The 25,127-nt window shown below is 67.5% G+C and carries 25 protein-coding genes and 1 tRNA gene; 16 read left to right on the top strand and 10 right to left on the bottom strand.

Annotated features, from left to right (window positions below):
• Positions 1 to 3: 3 nt before the first annotated feature.
• Positions 4 to 780, top strand: a complete 777-nt coding sequence (locus ACU0DV_RS21380) for an LpxI family protein (RefSeq protein WP_446241834.1) — start codon at positions 4 to 6, stop codon at positions 778 to 780.
• Positions 780 to 1,904: a lipid-A-disaccharide synthase gene (gene lpxB, locus ACU0DV_RS21375; protein WP_446241835.1), complete on the top strand. Its 1,125-nt coding sequence runs from the start codon at positions 780 to 782 to the stop codon at positions 1,902 to 1,904. Before ACU0DV_RS21380 ends, lpxB begins: the two co-directional genes overlap by 1 nt.
• 400 nt (positions 1,905 to 2,304) lie before the next feature.
• Here the strand turns inward: lpxB and ACU0DV_RS21370 are convergent, their stop codons facing one another.
• Together ACU0DV_RS21370 and tkt are read right to left on the bottom strand one after the other, a co-directional pair.
• On the bottom strand, positions 2,305 to 2,793 hold the full coding sequence (locus ACU0DV_RS21370) for an AAA family ATPase (protein ID WP_370313937.1): 489 nt from the start codon (positions 2,791 to 2,793) through the stop codon (positions 2,305 to 2,307).
• 198 nt (positions 2,794 to 2,991) lie between these two features.
• The gene (gene tkt / locus ACU0DV_RS21365) at positions 2,992 to 5,007 is read right to left on the bottom strand and encodes a transketolase (protein ID WP_370313938.1); all 2,016 of its coding nucleotides are present in this window, start codon (positions 5,005 to 5,007) and stop codon (positions 2,992 to 2,994) included.
• 274 nt (positions 5,008 to 5,281) lie between these two features.
• Between tkt and ACU0DV_RS21360 the strand changes: the two genes are divergently transcribed.
• Complete coding sequence (locus ACU0DV_RS21360) at positions 5,282 to 6,139, top strand: hypothetical protein (RefSeq protein ID WP_446241836.1); 858 nt, start codon at positions 5,282 to 5,284, stop codon at positions 6,137 to 6,139.
• Positions 6,136 to 6,537 carry a cell division protein ZapA gene (locus ACU0DV_RS21355; protein WP_100930399.1) on the top strand — a complete coding sequence of 134 codons (402 nt, stop codon included), beginning with the start codon at positions 6,136 to 6,138 and terminating at the stop codon, positions 6,535 to 6,537. The genes ACU0DV_RS21360 and ACU0DV_RS21355 overlap by 4 nt, the downstream gene beginning before the upstream one ends.
• 75 nt (positions 6,538 to 6,612) lie before the next feature.
• Here the strand turns inward: ACU0DV_RS21355 and ACU0DV_RS21350 are convergent, their stop codons facing one another.
• From ACU0DV_RS21350 to xth, 4 genes are all read right to left on the bottom strand, one after another.
• Positions 6,613 to 7,308 (bottom strand): hypothetical protein, encoded by a 696-nt coding sequence (locus ACU0DV_RS21350; protein WP_446241837.1) that lies wholly within the window; start codon positions 7,306 to 7,308, stop codon positions 6,613 to 6,615.
• A 122-nt stretch (positions 7,309 to 7,430) separates the two neighbouring features.
• Positions 7,431 to 7,802: a Grx4 family monothiol glutaredoxin gene (gene grxD, locus ACU0DV_RS21345; RefSeq protein ID WP_370313941.1), complete on the bottom strand. Its 372-nt coding sequence runs from the start codon at positions 7,800 to 7,802 to the stop codon at positions 7,431 to 7,433.
• 74 nt (positions 7,803 to 7,876) lie between these two features.
• Positions 7,877 to 8,113, bottom strand: coding sequence for a BolA/IbaG family iron-sulfur metabolism protein (locus ACU0DV_RS21340; RefSeq protein WP_005857816.1), 237 nt, complete (start codon positions 8,111 to 8,113; stop codon positions 7,877 to 7,879).
• A 182-nt stretch (positions 8,114 to 8,295) separates the two neighbouring features.
• Positions 8,296 to 9,078, bottom strand: coding sequence for an exodeoxyribonuclease III (xth, locus tag ACU0DV_RS21335; protein ID WP_446241838.1), 783 nt, complete (start codon positions 9,076 to 9,078; stop codon positions 8,296 to 8,298).
• 456 nt (positions 9,079 to 9,534) lie between these two features.
• On the opposite strand from xth, the gene ACU0DV_RS21330 reads away from it, so the two are divergent.
• From ACU0DV_RS21330 to ACU0DV_RS21320, 3 genes are all read left to right on the top strand, one after another.
• Entirely contained in the window at positions 9,535 to 10,308 is a 774-nt protein-coding gene (locus tag ACU0DV_RS21330; RefSeq protein ID WP_446241839.1) for a hypothetical protein, read from the top strand.
• Positions 10,309 to 10,376: 68 nt separating this feature from the next.
• The gene (locus tag ACU0DV_RS21325) at positions 10,377 to 11,435 is read left to right on the top strand and encodes a DUF6902 family protein (RefSeq protein WP_446241840.1); all 1,059 of its coding nucleotides are present in this window, start codon (positions 10,377 to 10,379) and stop codon (positions 11,433 to 11,435) included.
• Entirely contained in the window at positions 11,432 to 12,355 is a 924-nt protein-coding gene (locus ACU0DV_RS21320) for a DMT family transporter (RefSeq protein ID WP_100930405.1), read from the top strand. The genes ACU0DV_RS21325 and ACU0DV_RS21320 overlap by 4 nt, the downstream gene beginning before the upstream one ends.
• A gap of 200 nt (positions 12,356 to 12,555) precedes the next feature.
• On the opposite strand, the gene ACU0DV_RS21315 is transcribed toward ACU0DV_RS21320, so the two are convergent.
• Positions 12,556 to 12,879, bottom strand: coding sequence for a HesB/IscA family protein (locus ACU0DV_RS21315; protein ID WP_100930406.1), 324 nt, complete (start codon positions 12,877 to 12,879; stop codon positions 12,556 to 12,558).
• A 194-nt stretch (positions 12,880 to 13,073) separates the two neighbouring features.
• On the opposite strand from ACU0DV_RS21315, the gene ACU0DV_RS21310 reads away from it, so the two are divergent.
• The 9 genes from ACU0DV_RS21310 to ACU0DV_RS21270 all read left to right on the top strand — a co-directional run bounded on the left by ACU0DV_RS21310 (position 13,074) and on the right by ACU0DV_RS21270 (position 22,790).
• The gene (locus tag ACU0DV_RS21310) at positions 13,074 to 14,276 is read left to right on the top strand and encodes a deoxyguanosinetriphosphate triphosphohydrolase (protein ID WP_446241841.1); all 1,203 of its coding nucleotides are present in this window, start codon (positions 13,074 to 13,076) and stop codon (positions 14,274 to 14,276) included.
• A 36-nt stretch (positions 14,277 to 14,312) separates the two neighbouring features.
• Complete coding sequence (locus ACU0DV_RS21305; RefSeq protein WP_446241842.1) at positions 14,313 to 14,945, top strand: hypothetical protein; 633 nt, start codon at positions 14,313 to 14,315, stop codon at positions 14,943 to 14,945.
• 29 nt (positions 14,946 to 14,974) lie between these two features.
• Positions 14,975 to 16,843 (top strand): cation:proton antiporter, encoded by a 1,869-nt coding sequence (locus ACU0DV_RS21300; RefSeq protein WP_100930409.1) that lies wholly within the window; start codon positions 14,975 to 14,977, stop codon positions 16,841 to 16,843.
• Between the two features lie 69 nt (positions 16,844 to 16,912).
• The gene (argS, locus tag ACU0DV_RS21295; protein WP_100930410.1) at positions 16,913 to 18,655 is read left to right on the top strand and encodes an arginine--tRNA ligase; all 1,743 of its coding nucleotides are present in this window, start codon (positions 16,913 to 16,915) and stop codon (positions 18,653 to 18,655) included.
• 138 nt (positions 18,656 to 18,793) lie between these two features.
• On the top strand, positions 18,794 to 19,918 hold the full coding sequence (locus ACU0DV_RS21290; RefSeq protein ID WP_446241843.1) for an SPOR domain-containing protein: 1,125 nt from the start codon (positions 18,794 to 18,796) through the stop codon (positions 19,916 to 19,918).
• The gene (locus ACU0DV_RS21285; protein WP_446241844.1) at positions 19,915 to 20,895 is read left to right on the top strand and encodes a glycoside hydrolase family 3 N-terminal domain-containing protein; all 981 of its coding nucleotides are present in this window, start codon (positions 19,915 to 19,917) and stop codon (positions 20,893 to 20,895) included. The genes ACU0DV_RS21290 and ACU0DV_RS21285 overlap by 4 nt, the downstream gene beginning before the upstream one ends.
• Before the next feature lie 10 nt (positions 20,896 to 20,905).
• Positions 20,906 to 21,700 carry a segregation and condensation protein A gene (locus tag ACU0DV_RS21280; protein WP_100930413.1) on the top strand — a complete coding sequence of 265 codons (795 nt, stop codon included), beginning with the start codon at positions 20,906 to 20,908 and terminating at the stop codon, positions 21,698 to 21,700.
• Positions 21,697 to 22,380 carry an SMC-Scp complex subunit ScpB gene (gene scpB / locus ACU0DV_RS21275; protein ID WP_100930414.1) on the top strand — a complete coding sequence of 228 codons (684 nt, stop codon included), beginning with the start codon at positions 21,697 to 21,699 and terminating at the stop codon, positions 22,378 to 22,380. Before ACU0DV_RS21280 ends, scpB begins: the two co-directional genes overlap by 4 nt.
• A 158-nt stretch (positions 22,381 to 22,538) precedes the next feature.
• A complete protein-coding gene (locus ACU0DV_RS21270; protein ID WP_283983447.1) occupies positions 22,539 to 22,790 on the top strand; it encodes a hypothetical protein in 252 nt (83 codons plus the stop codon).
• Positions 22,791 to 22,915: 125 nt separating this feature from the next.
• Here ACU0DV_RS21270 and ACU0DV_RS21265 read toward each other — a convergent pair whose 3' ends face one another.
• The 3 genes from ACU0DV_RS21265 to ACU0DV_RS21255 all read right to left on the bottom strand — a co-directional run bounded on the left by ACU0DV_RS21265 (position 22,916) and on the right by ACU0DV_RS21255 (position 25,100).
• Positions 22,916 to 23,575: a DUF1236 domain-containing protein gene (locus ACU0DV_RS21265; RefSeq protein WP_100930416.1), complete on the bottom strand. Its 660-nt coding sequence runs from the start codon at positions 23,573 to 23,575 to the stop codon at positions 22,916 to 22,918.
• Between the two features lie 181 nt (positions 23,576 to 23,756).
• The gene (locus ACU0DV_RS21260; protein ID WP_370313949.1) at positions 23,757 to 24,836 is read right to left on the bottom strand and encodes a 2'-deoxycytidine 5'-triphosphate deaminase; all 1,080 of its coding nucleotides are present in this window, start codon (positions 24,834 to 24,836) and stop codon (positions 23,757 to 23,759) included.
• A 187-nt stretch (positions 24,837 to 25,023) separates the two neighbouring features.
• Positions 25,024 to 25,100 (bottom strand) — tRNA-Pro (locus tag ACU0DV_RS21255).
• Positions 25,101 to 25,127 lie beyond the last annotated feature (27 nt).

Below are 25,127 nucleotides of genomic sequence, written 5' to 3'. Positions count from 1 at the left end.
GCCATGCTGGCGCTGATCGCCGGAAAAGGCGCCTTGCCCGGGGCGGTGGCCGCGGCGCACGGCGGGCCGGTGCGCGTCTGTGCATTAGAGCACTGCCCGCCCGACCTGCCCGTAGACCGGACCTTCCGACTGGAGACGCTGGGAAGCCTGCTGCGCTGGATGCGGCGGCAGGGCGTGACGGAGGTCTGCCTCTGCGGATCGGTTACACGCCCGCCTGTGTCGCTGGCGCGGGTGGACCTGCGGACGTGGCCGCTTGTGCCGCGCGTGCTGCGTGCGTTGCGGCGCGGCGACGATGGGGCTTTGCGCATCTTCATCGCGATCTTCGAGGCGTCGGGCTTCCGCGTCGTGGCCGCGCATGAGGCGGCGCCGGCGCTGTTGCCGCCTGTCGGCGCGTGGGGGCAAATCCCTGAGGGCGCTGCCGAACTGGCCCGACTGGGCGACGCCGTGAGCGAACGGCAGGCGGCGGAAGACCTGGGCCAGGCCTGCGTGCTGCGAGACGGAATTGTCCTTCAACGCGAAGGGGTTGAGGGGACGGACGCGATGCTTCAGGCGCTGACGGATGCAGAGGGCGGCGTGCTCTATAAGGCGCCGAAGCCCGGGCAGGACCGGCGGGCCGATCTGCCGGTGATCGGGCCGGAGACGGTGCGGCGGGCGGCGGCGGCGGGGCTGTCGGGGATCGTGATCGAGGCGCAGGGGGTCATGGTGCTGGAGCAGCCGCTTGTCAGGGCGCTGATCGAGGAGACGGGCCTGTTTCTCTGGGTTCGGGAAAGGGGCGCCTGATGCGGGTTTTCGTTACGGCCGGGGAGGCCTCCGGCGACAAGCTGGGCGCGGCTTTCATGAAGGGTTTCAGGCAGTTGTGCCCCGAAGTGGAGTTCCGCGGCATCGGCGGGCCATTGATGGAGGCCGAAGGGCTGGAGAGCCTTTTCCCGATGGACGAGATCTCGATCATGGGGATCTCGGAAATCCTGAAGGAATACAGGCACTTGAAGGCGCGTATTCGCGAAACCGCAGAGGCGGTCTTGGACTGGCGGCCGGACGTGCTGGTGACCATCGACCTGCCGGAGTTTTCGCTGCGCGTGAACCGGCTGGTGAAAAAAGCTGCGCCAGATCAAAGGGTTGTGCACTATGTTGCCCCCACGGTCTGGGCGTGGCGGCCGGGGCGCGCGAAGAAGATGGTCGGCGTGGTCGACCAGGTGCTGGCCCTGCTACCGTTCGAGCCGCCCTACATGCAAGCTGTTGGAATCGCATGCGATTTCGTCGGACACCCGGTGGTCATGGAGCCTGTTGCCACGGCGGAGGAGGCGGTGGCCTGGAAGGGCGACAGCGGCGACAAGGTGGTGCTGGTGCTGCCGGGGTCGCGGCGGTCCGAGGTGGCGCGATTGTTGCCGGTTTTTCAAGAGGTTGTGGAACGTATCGCGCGGCCCGGCCTGCGGTTTGTGCTGCCTGCCGGTCGGCAGGTCGTGGGGCCGGTGAAAGAGGCGGTAGCCGGCTGGAAGGTTCCGGTTGAAGTCATTGATCCGGAAGGAAATTCCGCGGAGAAACTGGCGGCGTTCCGGGCGGCGGACGTGGCCTTGGCGGCCTCCGGCACGGTGTCGCTGGAGCTGGCGGCCAATGCCACGCCCATGGTGATCGCCTATGACATGTCGTGGCTCAGCCGCCAGATCATCGGGCGGATGCTGCTGGTGGATACCGTGACGCTGGTCAACCTTGTGAGCGACACGCGGGATATACCTGAATTCATTGGGAAAAACTGCAAGCCTGAAGCGATTGCCAAGGCCGTGCTCGACGTGCTGGAGGCGCCGGACAGGCAGCTTCGGGCGATGGATCTGACCATGGAACGGCTGGGGCGCGACGGCGAGGAGCCGGGGTTAAGGGCGGCGCGTGCCGTGCTTAACGGACTGTGAATTAACAAGATCGGGCCGTTCCTTGAACGACCGCACGATGGTTAACGCACCGCGCGCCTACAGGATCTGGGGGTGCCGACGCACGGGCCACATAGGTAAACGAATGGTAAACCGTCGTTCCGGGCAGGTTTAACGGTTTTGAAAGGGGTGAACCGGCCGGTTCGACCCCTCCAACCGGCCGGTTGTTAATACTTGCGATTTCAACGCCTTGTTAAGGTTAACGCTTTGCCGGACGGCACGCTCTGGCCGGGCGTCAGGTGGCCTCCGAACCGACGGCTGTGCCGCCCGGTGGACGCGTGTTTCAAAGATCAGGCGGTGCACCGTTCACGGGTGAGGGACGGCGCGGTCGCTTGTGCCCGGCGCTGGCCGACACGCGGATGCCTGCCACAACCTCCGACCCTCAGTGGTGCAGGACGATGTTGAACCCCTCGTTCGGAGAGGGCGGCACGAAGTGGCTGGAGATTTGCCGGAACTGCTCATCGGTGACCGCGAAGGGATGATCGCCCTGCGCGTTGCGGGCGTGCAGGCGCGCCAGGCAAACCTCGTCGGGCACATCGAGGACATGCAGGACATGAGAGGCGCCTGCCTGTTCGAAGATGCCGCGCATCCAGTTGCGGGCGTCCACGGTGTTCGCCTGAAAGTCGAGAACGACGGAGACACCTGCCTGCAGCACCGACGCGATGTGCGGCGCCATGACCTTGTGAAGCTTCGCCGTGCATCGGACGTAATCGGCGAGGGAGGTCATCTCGTCGCCGAAGAGCGTCTTCAGCCAGTCGTCCTCTGCGATGACGATGGTGGCCGGTTCCTGTCCGAGGGTGGCGGTCAGCGTCGATTTGCCGGAGGCGATCTTGCCGCAGATCATGTGCAGGGTGGGTGTCTTTTGGGTCATGGGGTCTTCCGGGGCAGTTCATCGGGTCGTGCGGGGATTTGTCGGTGACGACACATGCGACCTGACCTGACGGAATGCAACAGGGGGAGGCGTTTGTGGCGCCGACAGGAAAAGGCCCCCGCCGGTTGTGGCGGGGGCCTTTGTGGTTGGTGCGTTGATAAGGTTGGTGCGTTGATAACGCACCCTACGGTGGTGCCTTTACAGCAGGCCCTTGGCCGCTTCGGTCACCGCCTCGGGGGTGATGCCGAACTTCTCGTAGAGCGTCTCGTAAGGGGCGGATGCGCCGAAGCCGGTCATGCCGACGAAGGCGCCCTTGTCACGCTTGCCGCGCTCGGAGAACAGCCACTTGTCCCAGCCGAAGCCCACGGCGGCCTCGACCGCGACGCGCACCGGACCTGCGGGCAGGACCTTGCGGCGGTAGGCCTCGTCCTGCGCCTCGAAGAGTTCCCAGCAGGGCATGGAGACGACGCGGGTGCCGATGCCCTCGGCCTGCAGCGCGTCGCGGGCGGCCATGGCGATGGCGACCTCGGAGCCGGTGGCCATCAGGATGACCTGGCGCTTGCCCTCGGCGTCGGCCAGCACGTAGGCGCCTTTCTCCGACAGGTTGGCGGTCTTGTGCTCGGTCCGGACGGTGGGCAGGTTCTGGCGGGTCAGCGACAGCACGGAGGGCGTCGCCTTCTGCGTCAGGGCGATTTCCCAGGCCTCGGCGGTTTCCACCGCGTCGGCGGGGCGGAAGACCAGCGTGTTCGGCGTGGCGCGGGAAATGGCCAGATGCTCGACCGGCTGGTGGGTCGGGCCGTCTTCACCGAGGCCGATGGAATCGTGGGTCATCACGAAGATGGTCGGGGTCTTCATCAGCGCGGCGAGGCGCATGGCCGGCCGGGCGTAGTCGGTGAAGGCCATGAAGGTGCCGCCGTAGGGACGCAGGCCGCCGTGCAGGCCGATGCCGTTCATCGCCGAGGACATGCCGTGTTCCCGGATGCCCCAGTAGACGTAGCGGCCCTTGCGGTTGTCGGTGTCGAACTTGCCGAGATCGCCGGTCAGCGTGTTGTTGGAGCCGGTGAGATCGGCCGAGCCGCCGATGGTTTCCGGCATGATCGGGTTGATGACCTCGAGCGCCATCTCGGACGCCTTGCGGGTGGCGACCTTGGGCTGGGTTTCGGAGATCTGCTTTTTCAGCGCCTTGATGGTGGCGGAGAGCTTCTTCGGCGCGTCGCCGGCGATGACGCGGGCGAATTCCTTCTGGCGGGAGTCGGAGGCGGCGGCGAGGCGCGCTTCCCATTCCGTGCGGTCGGCTGCGCCGCGGGAGCCGGTGGATTCCCACCAGGATTTCACTTCGGCGGGCACTTCGAACGGGCCGGTGTGCCAGCCCCAGGCTTCCTTGGCGGCGATGTTCTGTTCGTTGTTGGTCAGCGCGCCGTGGCCCTTGGAGGTGTCCTGCGCGGCGTGGCCGAGGGCGATGTGCGTCTTGCAGGCGATCATCGAGGGCTGGTCGGAGGCCTTGGCGGCGGCGATCGCGGCGTCGATGGCGGCGGGATCGTGGCCGTCGATCTCCTGCACGTGCCAGCCGGCGGACTTGAAGCGCGCCACCTGGTCGGTGCGGTCCGAGAGCGAGACCTTGCCGTCGATGGTGATGTCGTTGTTGTCCCAGAAGACGACGAGCTTCGACAGGGCGTAGCGGCCGGCGAGGGTGATCGCCTCCTGGCTGACGCCTTCCATCAGGCAGCCGTCACCGGCGATGACGTAGGTGTGGTGGTCGACCAGCTTCTTGCCGAAGCGGGCGCGGAGCATCTCCTCGGCCATGGCGAAACCGACGGAGTTGGCGATGCCCTGGCCGAGCGGGCCGGTGGTGGTCTCGACCGCCTTCAGCAGGAAGTTCTCCGGGTGGCCGGCGGTCTTGGCGCCCCACTGGCGGAAGTTCTGGAGCTGGTCGAGCGTGACCTCCGGATCGCCGCAGAGGTAGAGCAGCGAGTAGATCAGCATGGAGCCGTGACCGGCGGACAGGATGAAGCGGTCGCGGTCGGGCCACTCGGGGTTGGCGGCGTCGAACTTCAGGTGGTTGCCGAAGAGCACGGTGGCAACGTCGGCCATGCCGATGGGCATGCCGGAGTGGCCGGAGTTGGCGTTGGCCACACCGTCGAGGGCCAGCGCGCGGATCGCGGTTGCGCGCATCCAGTGGTCGGGATTGGCGTTGCGAAGCTCTGAAATGTCCACCGTGAGGTTCCTTGCGTTGCAGCGTTTCGCGCTGAATAGCAGCCGCGGGGCAAATGGCAAGGTCGCGGCCCGGCGGGCCGCGGGCAGGCGGATGAAAACCGCCGTCCAAGTGCTTGGGAAGGCGTTGGTAAACAGGGGGGCGCATTTTCCTTTTGCGCTTGCTAGACTTCCTCCAAAGGGTCGAGGGGCGATTCGCGATGCGGTTGTCCCGGCACAAGACCCGAAAGACGGGACGGCCCGGCATACGGGCGAGGAAACGGGGGCGAGAGGGCAGATGACCCAGATCGACGAGTTGCAGACGCGCCTGTCGCGCGCGCTGGATCGGATTGGCCAGCGGCTGGAGGCCCACACGCCCGGGCCGGACGGCGGAGAGCTGGAGGCCTTGACGGCGAAACTGGCGGCGGCGGAGTCCGCGCTGGCGGAGGCCGAGGAACGGGCCGCCGCGGCGGCGGAAGCGACGGAGGCCGAGCGCGCCTCGGCCATCGAGGCGGCGCGGCTGGACATGGCGGAGGAACATGCCTCGGCGCTGGCCACCCTGAGGGGCGAGGCCGCGGCGGAGCAGGAACTGGCAGTTGCCCAGGCTCTGGAGAAGGCGGCGGAGGAGCGCGACGCGGTCATCGCCGCCGTGCGCGCCGAGGCCGAGGCGGCGGTCGCCGCGGCAGGCGCGGGGTCTTCGGACGACAGCGCGGTTGGGGGCGAGGGCGCCGATCTGAGCGAGATCGAGGGCGAACTGACGGCGCTGCGCGAGGCGCTGGACGACGAGAAGGTTGCCAATGCCCAGCTCGAGGAGCGGATGCGCCACCTGAAGGCGCGGCTGGCCGAGGCGGAAGCCGGAGCCGGGGCCTCGGGCGAGGCGGCGGGTGTCCCTGCGGAACTGATCGAGGGGCTGGACGCGGAAGTGCAGCGCCTGCGCGCGGCCAACGCCGCCCTGTCGGAGAGCAACGCGGCCCTCAGGGCCGCCAATGCGCAGGGCGTCGGCGATGCCTCGCTCATCAACGATGCGATGAAGGCGGAACTGGACGGGTTGCGCGCGGCGCGCGCGGTCGACGCGGCCGAGACCGAGGCGCTGATCGCGACCCTCGGGCCGCTTCTCGAGGCCGCCGGAACGGACGGACAGGAGGCCAAGTCATGAGCCAGGTCGAAGTGGAGATCGGGATCGGCGGGCGCACCTTCGAGGTGGCCTGCCAGGACGGCGAACAGCAGTTCCTGCTGTCGGCGGCGGCGCTTCTGGATGCGGAGGCGCAGGTGCTGGTGCAGCAGATCGGGCGCATCCCCGAGACGCGAATGCTGTTGATGGCCGGTCTGATGCTGGCGGACAAGACCGCCGGTCTGGAAGAGAAGCTGCGCGATGCCGAAGAGCAGCTTGGCGCCATGAAGGCGGAGATCGCCGAGCTGAAGGGGCGGCCCGCGCCCGCGCCCGAGAAGGTCGAGGTGGCGGTGATCCCCTCGGACGTGACGGATGCGCTGGCAGAGCTGGCGGCGCGGGCGGAATCGCTGGCCGAGACGGCGGACGAGAAGCTGGGCGCCTGAGAAGGCCGCGCGGCCGGGCAGGGCGGGTGGCCAACCCGGCTGCGCCGGAACGCCCACCCTACGGCATGTGGCGCCTCAGGCGGCGGCCCTGAGCCGGTCCGCGAGACTGTTCCCGAGGGAAATGAACGCGCGCAGCTGCTCCGGCTTGCGGATGAGGCCGGTCTGGCGCAGGGCGAAGCCTTGCGTGTCGCGGATTGCCATGGGCTGCTGCGCGGGATTGCGCCCCTGACGCGCGGCGGCGAGGTCCGGCGCGTCGCGGACCGGGGCGAGCGCGGTTTCGGCGCCGGGCGTGGCGAGCAGCGTTCCGGGGCCCGTGCCCGGGGCGGCCTGAAGGCGGGCCATGTCCTCGCCCAGCGGCCCGAGGAATTTCATGAGGATCATGCGGCCCACGCCGCCGGTGCTGCCGAGCGCGCTTTCCATGCGGATGCGGGCGCCGTCGGGCATGTCCGGTCCCAGCACGGCCAGCCCTTCGGGCAGCGCGAGGTCGGGCGCGGTGAAGCGGGTCCAGCGGGTGGTGCCGGATGACCCGCCCGGGGTGGAATGGCTCAGGCTGTAGAGCGTGAGGGTCCAGCCTTCGGCGGGGTGCGAGATGTCGATCTTCATGCCGTTGCGGCCGGAGGCGGTGGCCTCCTCGATCTGCCAGCCTTCGGTGGATGCAAGGTGGCGGAGTTCGGCGCGCCACCTGCGGTTCTGGCGGAAGGCTGCGAAGACGATCATGGCGCCTGCAAGGGACGCAATGATGAGGAACGCGGCGGCGGACACGGTGCCCATGGTCAAAGTCCTGTCGGAAAAATGTATGGTCTCAAATGGCAAAGGGCGGCCCGGTGCGGGGCCGCCCTTCGATCTGCAGCAAGTCCTGCGGGCACTGTCAGGAGCCCGGCGCCGGGATCGGCTCAGGCGTTGGCTTCGCGGATCTTGTCGGCGGCGTCCTTGTTGAAGGAGATGCCGTTCTGGTCGAACAGGCCGTCGAGTTCGCCGGACAGCGTCATCTCGGTGATGATGTCGCAGCCGCCGACGAATTCGCCCTTCACGTAGAGCTGCGGGATGGTCGGCCAGTCGGAGTAATCCTTGATGCCCTGGCGGATGGCGTCGTCGGTCAGGACGTTCACGTCCTGGAATTCGACCCCCATGTAGTTCAGCACGCCCGCCACGCGGGAGGAGAAGCCGCATTGCGGCATCGCCTTGGTGCCCTTCATGAAGAGCACCACGTCGTTGGATTTCACGGTTTCCTCGATGCGGGTCTTGGCGTCGGTCGTCTCGGTCATGTCGTTCTCCGTTGTCGGGCGCGCGCCGGGCGGGGCGGGCCGGGATGTGCGTGGCCCGCGAGGGGCCGGGCGGGTCAGTCGGGGGCCCGGGTGGTCAGGGCGAGGGCGTGCAGTTCGCCGGAGGGGCCGTCCATCTTGCCCTTGAGCGCGGCGTAGACGGCGCGCTGCTGCTGGACGCGGTTCATGCCGCGGAAGCTCTCGTCGACCACCATCGCGGACATGTGCACGCCGTCGTCACCCTCGACGACGATCTTGGCGTCCGGAAAGGATTGGCGCAGAAGGTCCTCGAGGTCCTGGGCATGGATGGGCATATGGGGCTCCGCTCTGGTGTCTCTGGTGGGTCCGGCTGTTTCCGGGGGCTTTTGTCAGGAATCTAGACCGCCCGGTGGGGCTGTGCAAGGGCAGGTGGCACGGCCCTGCGGCCGACGAGAGGCGCTGCCTCTCGTGCTCTCCGAGGTATTTCCGTCCAGGTGAAGCGGGTGGGGGCGGAGCCTCAGGCCGCGAGGGCGCACCAGACCGGGACGTGGTCGGAGGGCTTCTCGGCGGCGCGGACGTCCTTTTCGATCCAGCAGTCCTCGAGCAGGTCGGCGGCCTGCGGGGTCAGGAGCATGTGGTCGATGCGGATGCCGTTGTTCCGTTCCCAGGAATTGGCCTGGTAATCCCAGAAGGAATAGTGGCCCGGGCCTTGGGTGCGGGCGCGGAAGGCTTCGGTGAAACCGAGGTTGAGGATGCGGCGGAAGGCCTGCCGGGTCTGCGGCAGGAAGAGCGCGTCGTCCTTCCAGGCGTCGGGCCGGGCCGCGTCCTCGGCCTGCGGGATGACGTTGTAGTCGCCGGCCATGACCGCGGGCATCTCGGCGGCGAGGAGTTCCTCGGCGCGGGTGTGCAGGCGGTCCATCCATGCAAGCTTGTAGTCGTATTTCGGGCCGGGGGCGGGGTTGCCGTTGGGCAGGTAGAGGCCGCAGAGGCGCACGGCGGTGGCGTCGCCCATCACCGTCGCCTCGATCCAGCGGGCCTGTTCGTCCTCCGGGTCGCCGGGCAGGCCGCGCGTCACGTCCTCCAGCGGCAGTTTCGACAGGATGGCAACACCGTTGAACCCTTTCTGTCCGTGGGTCTCGACGACGTAGCCCATGTCCTCGAAATGCTCCCTGGGGAAATTTTCGTCCACAGACTTGATTTCCTGCGCCAGCACGACGTCGGGGTTTGCAGATTGGAGCCAGTCGGAAAGGGCCCCGATGCGGGCCTTGATGCCGTTTATGTTGAATGTCGCGATTTTCATTCGATCCCCCGATTTTGATTCAGGTGGACCGTGGATCGTGTCGAAGGTCAAGCGCGGGGATTTCAGGAGTGAGAAAAGGGGTGACGCCAAAGAGAGTTAAGTGATGTTGATCAACGTCATTTTTCTGATATTTTGTGTCGCGTAGCGGCAGGGGTGTTCAACTTTGGGTTGCGCTCTGCTATTTAACTCAACCGAGTATCCCCTCATCTCGAATCGCCTTTCCCGACTTTGCAAACCTGCAAAGTTGCGTTGCGTGGCGTCGATTCCACTTTTCCACAAGTTTTGTCGGTCTGGGGATAAGTCCTATTGTTTCGCGTTCAGAGACAGATGTTTCCACCGGTCCCTGTGGATAAACAATTGATTAAACAACCTTAACAGGAATTAACTTTTCTGCAAACGCTTTTTGCGGGCAGCGTTAGGGGGTCAACAACGCACTTCCCACAACGGAGAACGACAATGTCCGCACTCATCAAAACCCAGGCTTCTGAAGAAATCGTTTCCAGCGTCGAAACGAGCGCCTTCTCCGGCGATTCGGTCGAAATGTTCACCTCCTGGTCCGGCCCGGCGGCTGGCGACATCGACACCGGCGACGCGGTCGAAGCTTTCACCTCCTGGTCCGGCCCGACCCGCGGCGACCTGCGTGACGGTTCCGCAGTCGAGATGTTCACCTCCTGGTCCTGCCCGGTGACCGGTTCCGCAGCCCAGGGCGACAACGTCGAGGCGTTCACCTCGTGGTCCGGCCCGGTCCGCGGCGACAAGATTTCCGGCGACAACGTCGAAGCCTTCACCTCGTGGTCCGGCCCGGCGGCTGGCGACAAGATCTCCGGCGACAACGTCGAAGCGTTCACCTCGTGGTCCGGCCCGGCGGCTGGCGACAAGATCTCCGGCGACAACGTCGAGGCGTTCACCTCGTGGTCCGGCCCGGCGGCAGGCGACAAGATCTCCGGCGACAATGTCGAGGCGTTCACCTCGTGGTCCGGCCCGGCGGCTGGCGACAAGATTTCCGGCGACAGCGTCGAGGCGTTCACCTCGTGGTCCGGCCCGGCAGCAGGCGACAAGATCTCCGGCGACAGCGTCGAAGCCTTCACCTCTTGGTCCGGCCCGGCGGCAGGCGACCGTGTGTCCGGCGACAACGTCGAGGCTTTCACCTCGTGGTCCGGCCCGGCTGCCGGTGAGCGCGAAGCAGGCGATGCCGTCGAAGCCTTCACCAGCTGGTCCGTCAAGGCCTGAGCCGCGACCGAGAACCTGCGAACCCGGGCGGGGCGCGAAGCTCTGCCAACGACAGAGGAGAAGACCAAATGCAAAATGTCATCCAACTGACCGTCCCGTCCCGGATTGCGCCTCTGGAAGCGCGGATCACCGCGCTTCTGGGCTCCTTCGCCGATCATCGCCGCACAGGTGACGACGTGTTCTGGCTGAAGGAAAACGCGGAACTCCTGAACATCCTGGAGTGCACCGGCCAGCCCGTCACGGCAGAGGCACTGAGCGTGCACGAAGCCTTCTATCAACAGGCCGAAGACAGGCTGACATTCTTCCCACAGTACTACAGATTTCTACTGTCGCTTGCATTGGATCTTGAGGATCTCGGCTTTTCGGGGAATTCTGCTCAGCGTATGGTTGAGTTTGCCGCATCACAGCGCCTTGCCGAGGCTGAACTGTCCGATCTCCAGCGCGCCGAAGCCCGGCGCCTGATGATGCGCCGCGGGATCGATCCCGTGCGCGACGAAGGACTGGATGACCGGCTGCGCGCCTTCTGCGGACGAACCGCGACCTTCGCGCTGCCGAACAAGAAGGCGGCCTACGAGCTGACGCACATCGTCTATTACCTGTCGGAGTACGGACGGCACGATCCGCTGCTGGACGACAAGGCCATGATCAGCCTTCACTATGCCGGGCTGACCGCCTTCCTCGACCAGAACGCCGACCTGCTGGCAGAGGTCTGCATCGCGCTGGTCTATGCCGGACAGGAACCGCCGATCGCCTGGAGCGCCTGGCTGGAAGAGGAAACCGCCGCCTACAGCGTCGATCACGGCGAGGGGCTGCCGCTGAACGACGATTACCACGAGTTTCTGGTCTGCAACTGGCACCAGGCGGTGATCGGGGCGCCGGTGTTCCGCAAGCCGCTGGAAAACGAGCGGATGACCTATTCCAAGAACGGCCGCCGTTCGACCGCGCTGCGCGAGATCAGCCAGGCCATGCTGGGGATGGAACGCCGCAGCGGCGACTGGGAGCGGATGCGCACCATGATCCTGCCGGCGCTGTCGGAGACGACGCTGGAGGTGCTGACCGTGGCGAGCGAAAGCTGCGCCTTCTTCCCCGACTACTTTGCCGGTTTCGCCCGCGCAGGTGCCGCATGAAGCGCGTTTCGAAGATGACGATGGCGCTGGGTGGCGCCGGTCTGGGGGCGCTCTTGGTGGTGGTCTACACCGGCATGATGGCGGCGGCCGACGGGATCACGAAGTTCATCGCCGGGTCCTACGCCGCGCCGCAGCTTTTCGTGCTGTCCTCGCTTCTGGTCGTGGCGCTGTCGGTGGGCGGTGCGCGCATGGGCGGGCAGGGGGTCGTTGCGGGGCTTCGGGTGAAGTCGCGCACGGCCATGCTGATCCGCGCGGTGCTGACGGTGGTCGCCTCGGTGGCGTTCTTCATGGCCTTCCGGCTGCTGCCCTTTGCCGACGTCTTCCTGTTCATCGGTCTCATCCCGCTGATCGCGGCGGTGCTCTCCGGCCCGATCCTCGGCGAGACGCCGCGCCCGCTGGCCTGGGCCGCGCTGACCGTCGGCGCCTGCGGCGTGCTGTTCCTGATGCCGGGCGGTGTGTCCGGGATGCAGGCGGGCCATGCCTGGGCGCTTCTGGCCGCGGTGTCGGGGACGGGGTCGATGCTGGCCGCCCGCGTCATCGCCAAGGTCGAACGGGCGCCGCTGGCGCAGGTCTTCTGGCCGAACCTTGCGCTGATGGTGTCGATGGCGGTGGCGCTGCCCTTCGTCTGGCAGCCGATGGGCCTGACCGACCTGATGTGGGTCGCGGCCTATGCCGGGGCGCTCTTCGGGGCACGCTACGTGGTGGCCGAGGCGCTGCGCCTGCTGCCGGCCTATGTCGCCACGCCGCTGATGAACCTGCAGTTCGTCTGGATGGTCGTCATCGGTTTCGCGGCCTTCGGCGAGGTGCCGACAGCGGCCACGGTGGTCGGCGTGATGCTGGTGGTGGGCTCCGGCGCATGGCTGGTGCTGGAGGATCACGTGGGCCGGGTGCGTGCGGCGCGGATGGTTCCGGCGGAGTGACCAAGGCCCGAGCCGGGGCGGGCGCTGCCCTCCCCGGACCCCTCCCGAGGTATTTTCGCCAAGATGAAGGGATACGGACAAAGGGGCCGCGTGGCCCCTTTGTCGTCTGTCGGTGTGCCCTTGCTGGCCGCGGTCAAGGCCGCGCGTTCCCTCCTTATATATAGAGTGCGCGCGCAGCGGCCGTCCGGGCCGCATTCTCCTTATATGGAGAAGGACGTGCCGCAGCCGCAGGAGCTGGTGGCGTTCGGGTTGTCGATGGTGAAGCGCGCGCCGATCAGCTCGTCGGTGAAGTCGATCGTGGCGCCGGACAGGAACGGCAGGGAGACCGGGTCGACCACCACCTTTTCCGGCCCTTCGGCGATGACGAGATCGTCGGTCGCGGGCGCGTCGAGGCTGATGTCGTACTGGAAGCCGGAGCATCCGCCGCCCTCGACCGCCACGCGCAGGGCCTTGCCCTGGTCGGCGGCACCGATTTCGGACAGGCGGGCAAAGGCGCGTTCTGTGACTTTCGGCGGGAGCTGCATGGATCGGTCCTCGGTTGCGGTCCTTACAGACTTAAGTGCAGGCGGGCGCCGGGGCAAGATGGGGCGAGGGGATCGGGGCCGCGCGGCACGCACAGCCGGTCTGCGCCACGCTGGCCCTTGTTGCGACAAGTTGTTGTTATCGCAGGAACGAGGCGCTAAGAGACCAACGTCAGATTGTACGGGAGACAGGCCGGATGGGCGCAGTTTACGCAAGCGATCCGGAAACGGCACGCGGGCGGCTTTTCGCGGAGGATGAGAGCGCGCACCGTTCCTCTTTCCAGCGCGACCGCGACCGGATCATCCATTCGTCGGCGTTCCGGCGGCTGAAGCACAAGACGCAGGTCTTCATCGAGCACGAGAGCGACTTCTACCGGACGCGGCTGACGCATTCGATCGAGGTGGCGCAGGTGGCGCGTACCATATCGAACACGCTGGGGTTGAACATCGACCTCGCGGAGGCGGTGGCGCTGGCGCATGACCTGGGCCACACGCCTTTCGGCCACACCGGGGAGGATGCGCTCGACGCGCTGATGAAGCCCTATGGCGGGTTCGACCACAACGCCCAGACGATCCGCATCGTGACCTCGCTGGAACGGCATTATGCCGAGTTCGACGGTCTGAACCTGACCTGGGACACGCTGGAAGGCATAGCCAAGCACAACGGGCCGCTGACCTCGGGGCCGGACGATCCGGGCCACGATCTGCCCTATGCGCTGAAGGCCTACAACGACGTGCACGACCTGGAGTTGCACACCCACGCCAGCGCCGAGGCGCAGGTGGCGGCCCTGTCGGACGACATCGCCTACAACAACCACGACCTGCACGACGGGCTGCGGGCCGGGCTGTTCTCGGAGGAGGCCGTGGCCGAGCTGCCGATGGTGGGCGAGGCCTATGCCGAGGTCGACCGGCTGTATCCCGGCACCGACTGGTATCGCCGCCGCCACGAGGCGCTGCGCCGGGTGTTCGGGGTGATGGTCACCGACCTGCTGGACGTGTCGCGGCAGATCCTCGCGGACAGCGGCGCGCGGTCCGCGCAGGAGATCCGGGAGCTGGGCTACCCGGTGATCGCCTTTTCCGACCGGATGGCGCAGGACATCACGGAGTTCCGCAAGTTCCTGTTCACGCGGGTCTATCGCGCGCCCACGGTCATGGACCAGCGGCGGCGGGTGACGCAGGCGGTCGACGACCTGTTCCCGATCTTCATGGACGATCCGACCCTGCTGCCGCGGCGCTGGCACAAGGATGTGCAGGCGGCGCAGGACGAAACCACGCGGGCGCGTCTTGTGGCCGATTACATCGCGGGCATGACCGACCGTTTTGCCCTGCAACAGCATGCCAAGCTGACCGGCACCGACATTCTGGACGGGCATTGGGAAACCGGGCTTTCCCGGCAGTGACGTCTGTGGCACTTCTGTGACCGAGAGGGTTGCAGAGTGTCGGAACAGTCGGGGCGGTTCGAGGGCAGGGTTGCCGTGGTGGCGGGGGCGGAACATCCGCTTGCCGCATCGCTGTGTCGCCGCATCGCATCCGAAGGGGGCCGCGTCGTGGCGCTTGGCCGCAAGCACGATCTCCTTCTCGACGTCGCCCGGGACCACCCCGACCTGATCCAGACGCTGACGCTGGGCGGGATGCCGCACAACGTGGTCGACCTGCTCAAGGGGAGCTGGAACGGCGAGCCGCTGGATTGTTTCATCGACTGCATGCTGCTGACCGTGGCCGGGGACGCCGCCGCCTCGCGCGAGATGATCGCGCTGAGCTGGGGGCTGACGGATGCGCTGGAGGGTGGCTTGAAGACCGCCCAAGGCTGCGGAGTCCTGGTCGTGCCGGAGAATTTCACGTCTTCCGATAGCATATCCGGATCAATCAGTTACGATGGTTTGTTAAACCGATTTGTGAACGCCTCGGGGCGCGGGCGGCGCAGGGCCGTGCGGGTGCTGGACGCGCCCGAAACCTGGACCGGGGCGGACTGCCTTTCCGCCGGCGACCTTGTGTTGTCCCTTTTCGATGGGACGGAGGCCGAAAACATCGACACAAGAATAGTCGACTGGACACCTGTACCGTCCTAGGTCTGTCGAAACCACACGGAGAGGGACGAATGGCGGTTGCGGAAACGGCGGGGGCACTGGACCCCGTTCTGGCCTTTGGGCTGGTGGGGGCGCTTGGCGTGGGCAGCCAGTGGCTGGCCTGGCGGCTGAGGCTTCCGGCCATCGTGCTGATGCTGGCGGCGGGTCTGATCGTCGGCCCGGTGCTGGGCATTCTGGACCCTGCGGCGCAGTTCGGGTCGATGCTGTCGCCGATGATCGCCATCGCCGTGGCCATCATCCTTTTCGAGGGCGGGCTGACGCTGGACCTCGGCCACCTGAGCGACGCGGCGACGGGTGTGCGGCGGCTGGTGATCATCGGGGCGCCGCTGGGGTGGCTCATGTCGGCCTGCGCGCTGCACTACGTGGCGGGGCTGTCGTGGGAAAGCTCGGCCGTCTTCGGCGGCATCATGATCGTTACCGGCCCCACGGTGATCGCGCCCCTCTTGCGGCAGGCCAAGCTGGCGAAGCGCCCGGCGGCGCTCTTGCAGTGGGAGGCCATCGTCAACGATCCGGTCGGCGCGCTGGCGGCGGTCCTAGCCTTCGAGGTGGTCGTGGTTCTGCAGACCGCCACGGGCGCGGGCCACGCCATCTGGGAGCTGGCGATGGGCATCGGCGTGGCAAGCGCGCTGGGGCTTGCGGGGGGCGCGGGCCTTGCGGCCGCCTTCCGCCGCGCCTACGTGCCGGAATACATGAAGGTCCCCGTCCTGTTCGTTGTTTTGCTTGCGGTTTTCGGGCTTGCGGATTCGGTGCTGCATGAAAGCGGCCTGCTCGCCGTGACGCTGATGGGGCTGTGGATCGCCAACGCGGGCCTGCCGTCCTTCACCGAGCTCTACCGCTTCAAGGAGCACGCGACGGTGCTGCTGGTCTCGGGCGTGTTCATCCTGCTTGCGGCGGGCATGAGCTTTGACCGGCTGATGGTGCTGGACTGGCGGGCGCTGGTCTTTGTCGCGGTGGTCATCCTGATCGCGCGCCCGCTGCCGGTGCTGATCGCGCTGGCCTTCACCAACGTGCCCGCGAAGGAGCGGCTTCTGGTCGCCCTGACCGGGCCGCGCGGGGTCGTGCTGGTGGCCGTCGCCGGGCTGTTCGGCGAGCGGCTGGTGGAGCTGGGCATCCCCGACGGCGACCGCGTGGCGCCGCTGGCCTTTGCGCTGGTGGCGGCGACGGTGGTGCTGCACGGCTTCACCCTGTCGCCGGTGGCGCGGTTCCTCGGGCTCAGCGCCGGAGAGAAGCCGGGCGTGCTGATCCTTGGCGGATCGCGCTGGTCGGTGGAACTGGCGCAGGCGCTGCGCAAGCTGGGGCAGGTGGAGAAGAAGGGCGAGAAGGGCGAGGTCAAGAAGTCCGCCGGCCTGCCGGTGATGATCGCCGACCCGAACCACGCCCGCCTGCGCGGTGCGCGCGAAGCCGGGATCGACGTGTTCTTCGGCGACATCCTTTCGGAGGCCGCGGAGGAGCGGGTGGAGCTGATCGCCTACGAAAAGCTGATCTGCGCCGCCGAGAACGACGCCTACAACACGCTGGTCGCCACCGACCTCGCGCCGGAGTTCGGGCGCGACAACGTCTTTCAGCTGAAGCGGGTGAAGGAGACGAGTTCGCGCCACCAGCTGCCCGCCACACTGGGCGGACGGCCGCTGGCGCTGCAGCAGACCTATTTCGAGGCGAACGCGGCTATTGCCGAGGGTTACGAGTTCCGCGTCAGTACCCTGTCGGAGGAGTGGAAGCTGGAGAACTGGCGCGAAACGCTGGAGGGCGCCGTGGCCGTGGCCGAGCTGACCCCCGGCGGGCGGCTGCGCTTCCTTGCCCCCGACGAGGACCCGCAGGACCGCCCCGGCACGCGCATCCTGTCGTTCACCAAGAAGCGGGAGGAGCGGCGCGAGGCCTGAGGGCGCAGTGACACGTTTGACGCGCGCGGCCAAAGTGATAGAGGAGGCGCCAATCCTTGGAGCCTGAACATGAACCTCTTTGCCGATATCCGCGCGCTTGTCCTCGATTCCATCGCGACCCTCGTGACCGAGGGTGTGCTGCCTGACGGTCTCAATACCGATGCCGTGACGACGGAGCCTCCGCGAGACCCGGCGCATGGCGACATGGCGACCAACGCGGCGATGGTGCTGGCCAAGCCGGCAAGGCAGAAGCCGCGCGACATCGCGGAGGCGCTGGCGGCGAAGCTGGCGGACGATCCGCGCGTGTCGAGCGCCGAGGTGGCGGGCCCGGGCTTCCTGAACCTGCGGCTCGAGCCGTCGGTCTGGCAGACGCTGCCCAAGGCGATCCTCGGCAACGGCACCGCCTATGGCCGGTCGGACATGGGCAAGGGCGAGAAGGTCAACGTCGAGTATGTCTCGGCCAACCCCACGGGGCCGATGCACGTGGGCCACGCGCGGGGTGCCATCGTGGGCGACGCCATGGCCTCGCTTCTGGCTTACGCGGGTTATGACGTGACCCGCGAATACTACATCAACGACGGCGGCGCGCAGGTCGACGTGCTGGCGCGGTCCGTCTACCTGCGCTACCAGGAGGCGCACGACCTGTCGGTCGACTGGCCGGAGGGCAGCTATCCCGGCGACTACCTGATCCCGGTGGGCGAAGCGCTGAAGGACAAGGTCGGCGACATCTGGCTGGACGCGCCCGAGAAGGTCTGGCTGCCGGAGGTGCGCGAGTTCGCGACCGAGGCGATGATGGACCTGATCCGCGACGATCTGGCCGCGCTTGGCGTGCACATGGATGTCTTCTTCTCCGAGAAGTCTCTTTACGGCACCGGCCGGATCGAGGCGGCGATCGACGCGCTTAAGGAAATGGGGCTGATCTACTGGGGCGTCCTGCCGAAGCCCAAGGGCAAGACGGACGAGGACTGGGAAGAGCGCGAGCAGTGGCTTTTCAAGTCGACCGAGTTCGGCGACGACGAGGACCGCCCGGTGATGAAGGCGGATGGCTCCTGGGCCTATTTCGCGCCGGACATCGCCTATCACTACGACAAGGTGCAGCGCGGCTTCGACCTGCTGATCAACATCTTCGGCGCCGATCACGGCGGTTACGTCAAGCGGCTGAAGGCGGTGGTCAAGGCGCTGAGCCAGGACCGCGTGTCGCTGGACATCAAGCTGATCCAGCTGGTGAAGCTGTTCAAGAACGGCGCGCCGTTCAAGATGTCGAAGCGGGCAGGGACCTTCATCACGCTGCGCGACCTCGTGGACGAGGTGGGCTCGGACGTGGCGCGGTTCCACATGCTGACGCGGAAATCCGACGCGGCGCTGGACTTCGACTTCGACAAGGTGGTCGAGCAGTCGAAAGAAAACCCGGTGTTCTACGTGCAGTACGCCCATGCGCGGATCTGTTCGGTGCTGCGCAAGGCCGGGGCCGAGGGCATCGACGTGTCCGACGCGACGCTTGCCGCGCAGGACCTGTCCGGCATGACCCATCCGGCGGAACTGCACCTTGCCGCGAAGCTTGCCGAATGGCCGCGGCTGGTGGAGATCGCCGCCCGCACGCACGAGCCGCACCGGGTGGCGACCTACCTGGGCGAACTGGCGTCGGACCTGCACGGGCTGTGGAACCGGGGCAACGACGAACCGGCGCTGCGTTTCCTGCAGGATGACCCTGTTGCAACACAGTCGAAAATCGCGCTGGCACGCGCCACGGCGGTTGTGATTTCCGCAGGCCTTGGTATCTTGGGCGTGACCCCGGTGGAAGAAATGCGCTGACACAAGGCGCGCGCCTCCGGGTCCGACAGGCGCTTTTCCAATTCTCTTGGGCTGGTCCGACGGGCCGGTGGCGTCGTTAATAAGGACGAGCAGCATCACCTTGCCGGCAATGTACTGGCGGGGGAACACGAGGCAGACATGGCGGACTATTCCTATGACGCGGGGCGCATTGCGCCTGTTTCCGGGCATTTCCAGCGCGGTGGCCACCGTTACGACGGCGGATACGGTGACGATTACGGCGTGCAGGATCATGGCGCTGCGGCGCAGGTCCGGGCCGTTTCGATGACCAACCTTCTGGGCGCCGTGGCGTCCCTGGCGCTGGTGGTGGGTGTCGGCATCTGGGGCTACGGCGTGATGGCGCGCGACGTCAGCGGCGTGCCGGTCGTGCGCGCGGCCTCCGGCCCGATGCGCGTGGCGCCCGAGGATCCGGGCGGCACGCTGGCCGATCATCAAGGGCTGGCGGTGAACGCCGTGGCGGGGCAGGGCTCGGCCGAGGGACCGGCGCAGCAGCTTTTGCTGGCGCCGCGCCCGGCGGGTCTGGCGGCCGAAGACGTGGCCACGGGCGCGCTGTCGCTGGCGCTGCAGCAGGACGCGGAGGCGATTGCCGAGGCCGAGGCTTTCGCGGCCATGGACGCCGTGACGCCCGCCGTGATGTCGACGCAATCCGGTGAGGATGCAGAAAACGACCCGATCCTTGCACTGGCAGCCGAGATCGCGGCCGAGAGCGAGCCGCTTTCGCCGCTTGCGCCCGGCGCGGACAACCCGGTGGTGACGGCGGTGCAGGACGTGTCGTCCTCCGGCGCGCTCGATATCTTCCCCGAAGACGAATACGCCGACGAGGAAGCCGCCGAGGCGCAGATGCCGAAGCCCGGGCCGGGTCTTGGCCGGTCGCTCAGGCCCAAGCTGCGGCCGTCGGGCTTGCAGGTGGCTTCGGTCGGTCCGGTGGATGCGGATGTGATCGCCGCCGCCGTGGCCAGCGTGACGAAGGAGATCGACCCGGCGTCGCTGCCCGCGGGCACGCGCCTGGTGCAGATCGGCGCCTTCGACAGCGCCGAGACGGCGCGGTCGGAATGGACGCGTCTTGAGGCGCGCTTCGGCGACTTCATGGACGGCAAGGGCCGGGTGATCCAGCAGGCGACCTCGGGCGGGCGGACGTTCTACCGCCTGCGGGCCGAGGGGTTTGTCGACCTGTCCGATGCGCGGCGCTTCTGCGCGGCCTTCGTCGCCGAGAAGGTGGACTGCATCCCGGTGGTCACGCGATGAGCCGCTTCGGCGCGGCCATCCTTGGCTGCGCGGGGCTTGAGCTGACGGCGGACGAGAAGGCGCTCTTCCGGGAAGTGCGCCCTTTCGGATTCATCCTGTTCGCCCGCAACATCAAAAGCGCGGATCAGGTCCGGGCGTTGTGCGACGCGCTGCGCGCGGCGGCGGGTTTCGACGCGCCGGTGTTCATCGACCAGGAAGGCGGGCGCGTGCAGCGTCTGCGGGCGCCGCTCGCGAAGGAGTTCCGGCCGCCGCTGGAGGACGTGGCGCTGGGGCCGCGGGCCTTCTGGCTGCGCGCCCGGCTGATCGCGCATGAGCTGCGGTCCATGGGCATCGACGGCAACTGCATTCCGACGCTGGACGTGGCCCGGGACGAAACGCACCCGATCCTGCGCAACCGCTGCTACGGCACCGATGTGGAGACCGTGGTGCGCCATGGCCGCGCGGTGGCGGACGGGCTGTTCGCGGGCGGCGTGCTGCCGGTGATGAAGCACATCCCCGGCCATGGCCTGGGCACGCTGGACAGCCACAAGGACCTGCCGCGCGTCGGAGCGCCGCGAAATGTGCTCGACCATACGGATTTTGCCGCTTTTCGTGCACTGAACGACCTGCCCCTGGGCATGACGGCACATCTGGTGTTCGAAGAGATCGACCCGCAACCGGCGACGATCTCGGAGGGGATGGTGAAGATCATCCGGGAAGAGATCGGGTTTGACGGCCTGCTGATGACCGACGACATCTCGATGGAGGCGCTGAGCGGCACGGTGCGCGAACGCGGTGCGGCGGCGCTGGCGGCGGGCTGCGACCTTGTCCTGCACTGCAACGGCGCCTTCGACGAGATGGTGTCGATCTGGCAGCGCTGCGGAGAGATGACCCCGGCGGCACAGACCCGCGCAGAGGCGGCGCTGGCCGCCCGCCGCGCGCCCGACGATGTTGACATCGCGGCGCTGGAGGCTGAATTTGACGCCTTGACCGCGTGAAGGGTGTCCGATGGACGAAACCACCGCAGAGCCGGAACTGCCGCTTTCCGTCGCCGATCGCATGGCGGCGGAGGCTCTGGTCGTGGACGTGGAGGGCTTCGAGGGGCCGCTGGACCTGCTGCTGAACATGGCGCGCACGCAGAAGGTGGACCTGCGCCAGATCAGCGTGCTGGAACTGGCGCGGCAGTACCTCGTCTTCGTCGAGAAGGCCAAGGCGCTGCGGATCGAGCTGGCGGCGGATTACCTCGTGATGGCGGCGTGGCTGGCGTTCCTGAAATCGCGCTTGCTGCTGCCCCCCGATCCTGCGGAGGAAGGCCCCTCGGGCGAGGATCTGGCGGCGCATCTGGCGTTCCAGCTTGAGCGGTTGCAGGCGATGCGCGAGGTGGCGGCAAAGCTGATGGCGCGCGACCGGCTGGGCCGCGACTTCTTTGCCCGCGGCGTCCCCGAAGAGATGGAGCGCGTGCGCAAGGTGGTCTACACCGCCTCGCTGCTGGACCTGATGCAGGGCTACGCGCGCATCCGCACGCGCGACGAATTCCGGCCCTTCGTGATGGACCGGGACAAGGTGTTCACCATGGAGCAGGCGCTGGACCGGATTCGCGGCATGATCGGCTTTGCGGGGCAGTGGACCGACATCCAGGGCTATCTGCCGGAGGGCTGGAGCGAGGACCCGGTGATGTGGCGCTCGGCCACGGCGGCGACGTTTGCCGCCTCGCTGGAACTGGTGAAGGAAGGCAAGGCGGAGATCCGGCAGAGCGGCACGTTCGAGCCGATCCAGCTGCGCCGCCGGGAGGGCCGGGAATGAACGATCTGCCGGAGACCGGCGACGAGACCGAAACAGACGAGCCGATCCGCGACTCGCTGTTCGAGGCACCGCCCATGGGCGAGCAGGAGCGCATGGTGGAGGCGATCCTCTTTGCCAGCGCGGAGGCGGTGACGGTCAGGGACCTGGGCGACCGGATGCCCCACGGCTGCGACCCGGCGGAGGCGCTGGTGCACCTGCGCAAGCGCTACGAGGGGCGCGGCGTGCGCGTGGTGCGCGTGGGCGACGCCTGGGCGATCCGCACGGCGCCGGACCTTGGCTACCTGATGCAGCGCGAGACGGTCGAGACCCGCAAGCTGTCGCGCGCGGCGGTGGAGACGCTGGCGATCATCGCCTATCACCAGCCGGTGACGCGGGCGGAAATCGAGGAAATCCGGGGGGTTGCCGTGTCGCGCGGCACGGTCGACCAGCTGATCGAGATGGACTGGATCCGCTTCGGCCGCCGCCGGATGACGCCGGGCCGCCCGGTGACCTTCGTGGTGACGCAGGGCTTCCTCGACCACTTCGGGCTGGAATCGGCGCGCGATCTGCCGGGGCTGGCGGAACTGCGGTCGGCCGGTCTGCTGGAAAGCCGTCCCTCGCCGATCGGGCCGATGGGCGACGAAAGCGACCCGGACGAGATGGAGGCGGGCGAAGGCCAGTCCGAACTGTTCGAGGACTGAGGACAATTCCGCGTGTTCGCCAAAGATTGGACGCAATTTCGCGGTATGGTCAGGCAAGTTCCACGCGGGGCCATGGGCGCGATCCGAACCGGGTGACCGTGGCTACAACATTATCCAGCAGGTGCGGGCGAGGGCGCCGCATCGGACAGGAGACAGGCATGAACATCGACCAGATCGTCCGCATGATCGTCAACCAGGTGGTGCGGCAGTTCGTGAGCAAGGGCGTGAACGCCGGCATGGGCCGCGCCTTCGGGCAGGGGCGTGGCCGGAGCGGAGCCGACCGTGTGCGCGGCGACGGCATGGCGCACAGCTTCGATGACGAGGCGCGGCACGAGGACCGGCAGGCGCAGCGGGAGGCCCGTCAGGCGCGCCGTGCGGCCCGGCAGGCCCGGCGCGGCGACAATGGCTGAAGGCGTCTGCGCCCGGGGGTATTGAGAGATCATTGCGGGGCGCACCCTGAGGGGTGTTCCCTGAAACGAAAAAGGCCCTGCCGGGTGGCAGGGCCTTCCTTGTGTCTGGCTTGTGTCTGGCCGTATCAGCGCACGACGTAGACGATGCGGCGGTTCTCCGGGTTCACGATGACCGGCGCGTCGTTCACGTAGGCGTAGGTGTAGTCGGCTTCCGGCACGTCGTAGAGCGTCACGCCTTCCGGGATACCGGCGCCGACGACGACTTCACCGTTCAGGTAGACCGGCTCGACCGGGTTCTGCGACACGTAGGTGACGGTGGTCTCTTCCGGGGTGGCGGCGGCGCCACCTGCGGCACCCAGCACGACGCCAGCGGCGACGGCAGCGGGACCACCGACCAGAAGCGCTGCGGTTGCGGCACCGAAGCCTGCGCCCGCGGTCGCGTTCACGGCCGTTTCAGCACCGTCCCTTTCCTCTTCGATGATCTGCACGTCCATCGCTTCGGTGTTCTGGTAGATCACCGTCGGTTCCGGCATGGTGGTGTTGATCAGGTAGGGGCTGTAGGCCCAGCCTTCGGCACCGTCGAAGGTCACCTTGCACCAGTCGGAGGCGGTGCAGCCGTCGACGGTGACCATCGCGTCCTGCGGCATCACGCTGACGACGCCGTACTGCGGGCCGGGGCCCTGACGCAGGTTCAGCTCGGTCGTGGTGGACGCTTCGAGCGCGAACAGCGGCGCTGCGGTCACGGCGGTGAGGGCAATGGCGGAGACTGCGATTTTCTTGAACATGGGATGCTCCCTTATCTTCGGTTCTGGGCACCGGACGGTGTGTCCGACCCTTGGAGCGACAACAGGGAGGGGCGCCAACCGGTTCCGGTGAAAGGGAAAAATCCGACGGTTGACGTTGCGCCATCCGGCAAGGCGCCGCCAAGCCCCCTGCCGGATGCGCGGAAAGGCGCAGGTTCCCGCGTCAGGCGGTCATGAAATGTTTCGAAAGTTTCAGGCCCTGGCCCTGATAGTTCGAGGCGATGCCCTGACCGTAAAGCTGGGCGGGCACCTCGGACATGCGTTCGTAGACGAGCCGGCCCACGGTCTGCCCGTGTTCGAGCACGAAGGGCGCTTCGTGGCAGCGCACCTCGAGCACGCCGCGCGCGCCCGCGCCGCCCGCCGGGGCATGGCCGAAGCCCGGGTCGAAGAAACCGGCGTAATGCACGCGGAACTCGCCCACCATGGCGAGGAAGGGGGCCATCTCGGCGGCGAAGCCCGGCGGGATGTGCACGGCCTCGCGGCTGACGAGGATGTAGAAGGCACCGGGATCGAGGATCAGCCGCTTGCGGTCGGATCGCAGCCGGTCCCAGTAGTCGGCGGGATCGTAGTGGTTGAGCTTTGCCAGGTCGATCACCCCGGTGTGCGGGCGGGCGCGGTAGCCCACGATGCCCTGCGGCCCGGGTTCGAGATCGACGGAGAAGCCAAGGCCCGCGTCGATCACCGCCGGACCGCCCGCGACGAGGCCGACCTCTTCGTGCAGCGCCCTGAGCTGTGCGTCCGACAGCACAGCCTGGCCGCGCCGGAAGCGGATCTGGTTCAGCGTCATGCCGGGGCGCACGAGGACGGAGAAGCTGCGCGGGCAGATCTCGGCCCAGAGCGGGCCGTCGTAGCCGGGGGCCACGCGGTCGAACTCCGTCCCGCCATCGGTGATGACGCGGGTCAGCAGGTCGAGCCGGCCGGTGGAGCTTTTGGCGTTGGCGATGGCGGTGATGTCGTCGGGCAGGCTGAGCCGTTCCATCAGCGGCACGAGGTAGACGCAGCCCTTTTCCAGCACGGCCCCGGGGGCGAGGTCGATCTCGTGCATCTCGAACTCGGAAATGCGGGAGGCCACCGTCTTGCCCTTGCCTGCGAGGAAGGAAGCGCGGACGCGGTAGGCGCGGGTTCCGAGCCGCAGGTCGAGGCTGGCGGGCTGCAACTGGCCAGGGGCGAAAGGTTCGTCCGCCGCAAGCGCGCCGGTGGAGATCAGGGTCTGGATCTGCTGGCTGGCCAGTACGCCGGTCATGGATGCCTCCGTCTTGTCGGGGATCGTCTTAACAAGCCGCGGCGCGGAGTGGGAGGCGAAAAGCGACGCGGGGGCACGTGCGCCACGGTGCGGCGATTGCGGATGTTCCGGGAGCGGCAGACACGGTGCGCCAAGCCACCGGACGCGCGGTGCGCGACGGCGTGAGGATGCTTGGCGGGGTGTGATTTGGTCGGGCTAGCAGGACTCGAACCTGCGACCTTCCGTCCCCCAGACGGACGCGCTACCAGGCTGCGCCATAGCCCGACTTGTCCGGCCTAATTACCGTTTTCT

The organism is Sagittula sp., assembly GCF_052825245.1.
The sequence above is the reverse complement of the archived record's forward strand: the minus strand, read 5'-3'. Positions and strand labels throughout refer to the sequence as shown.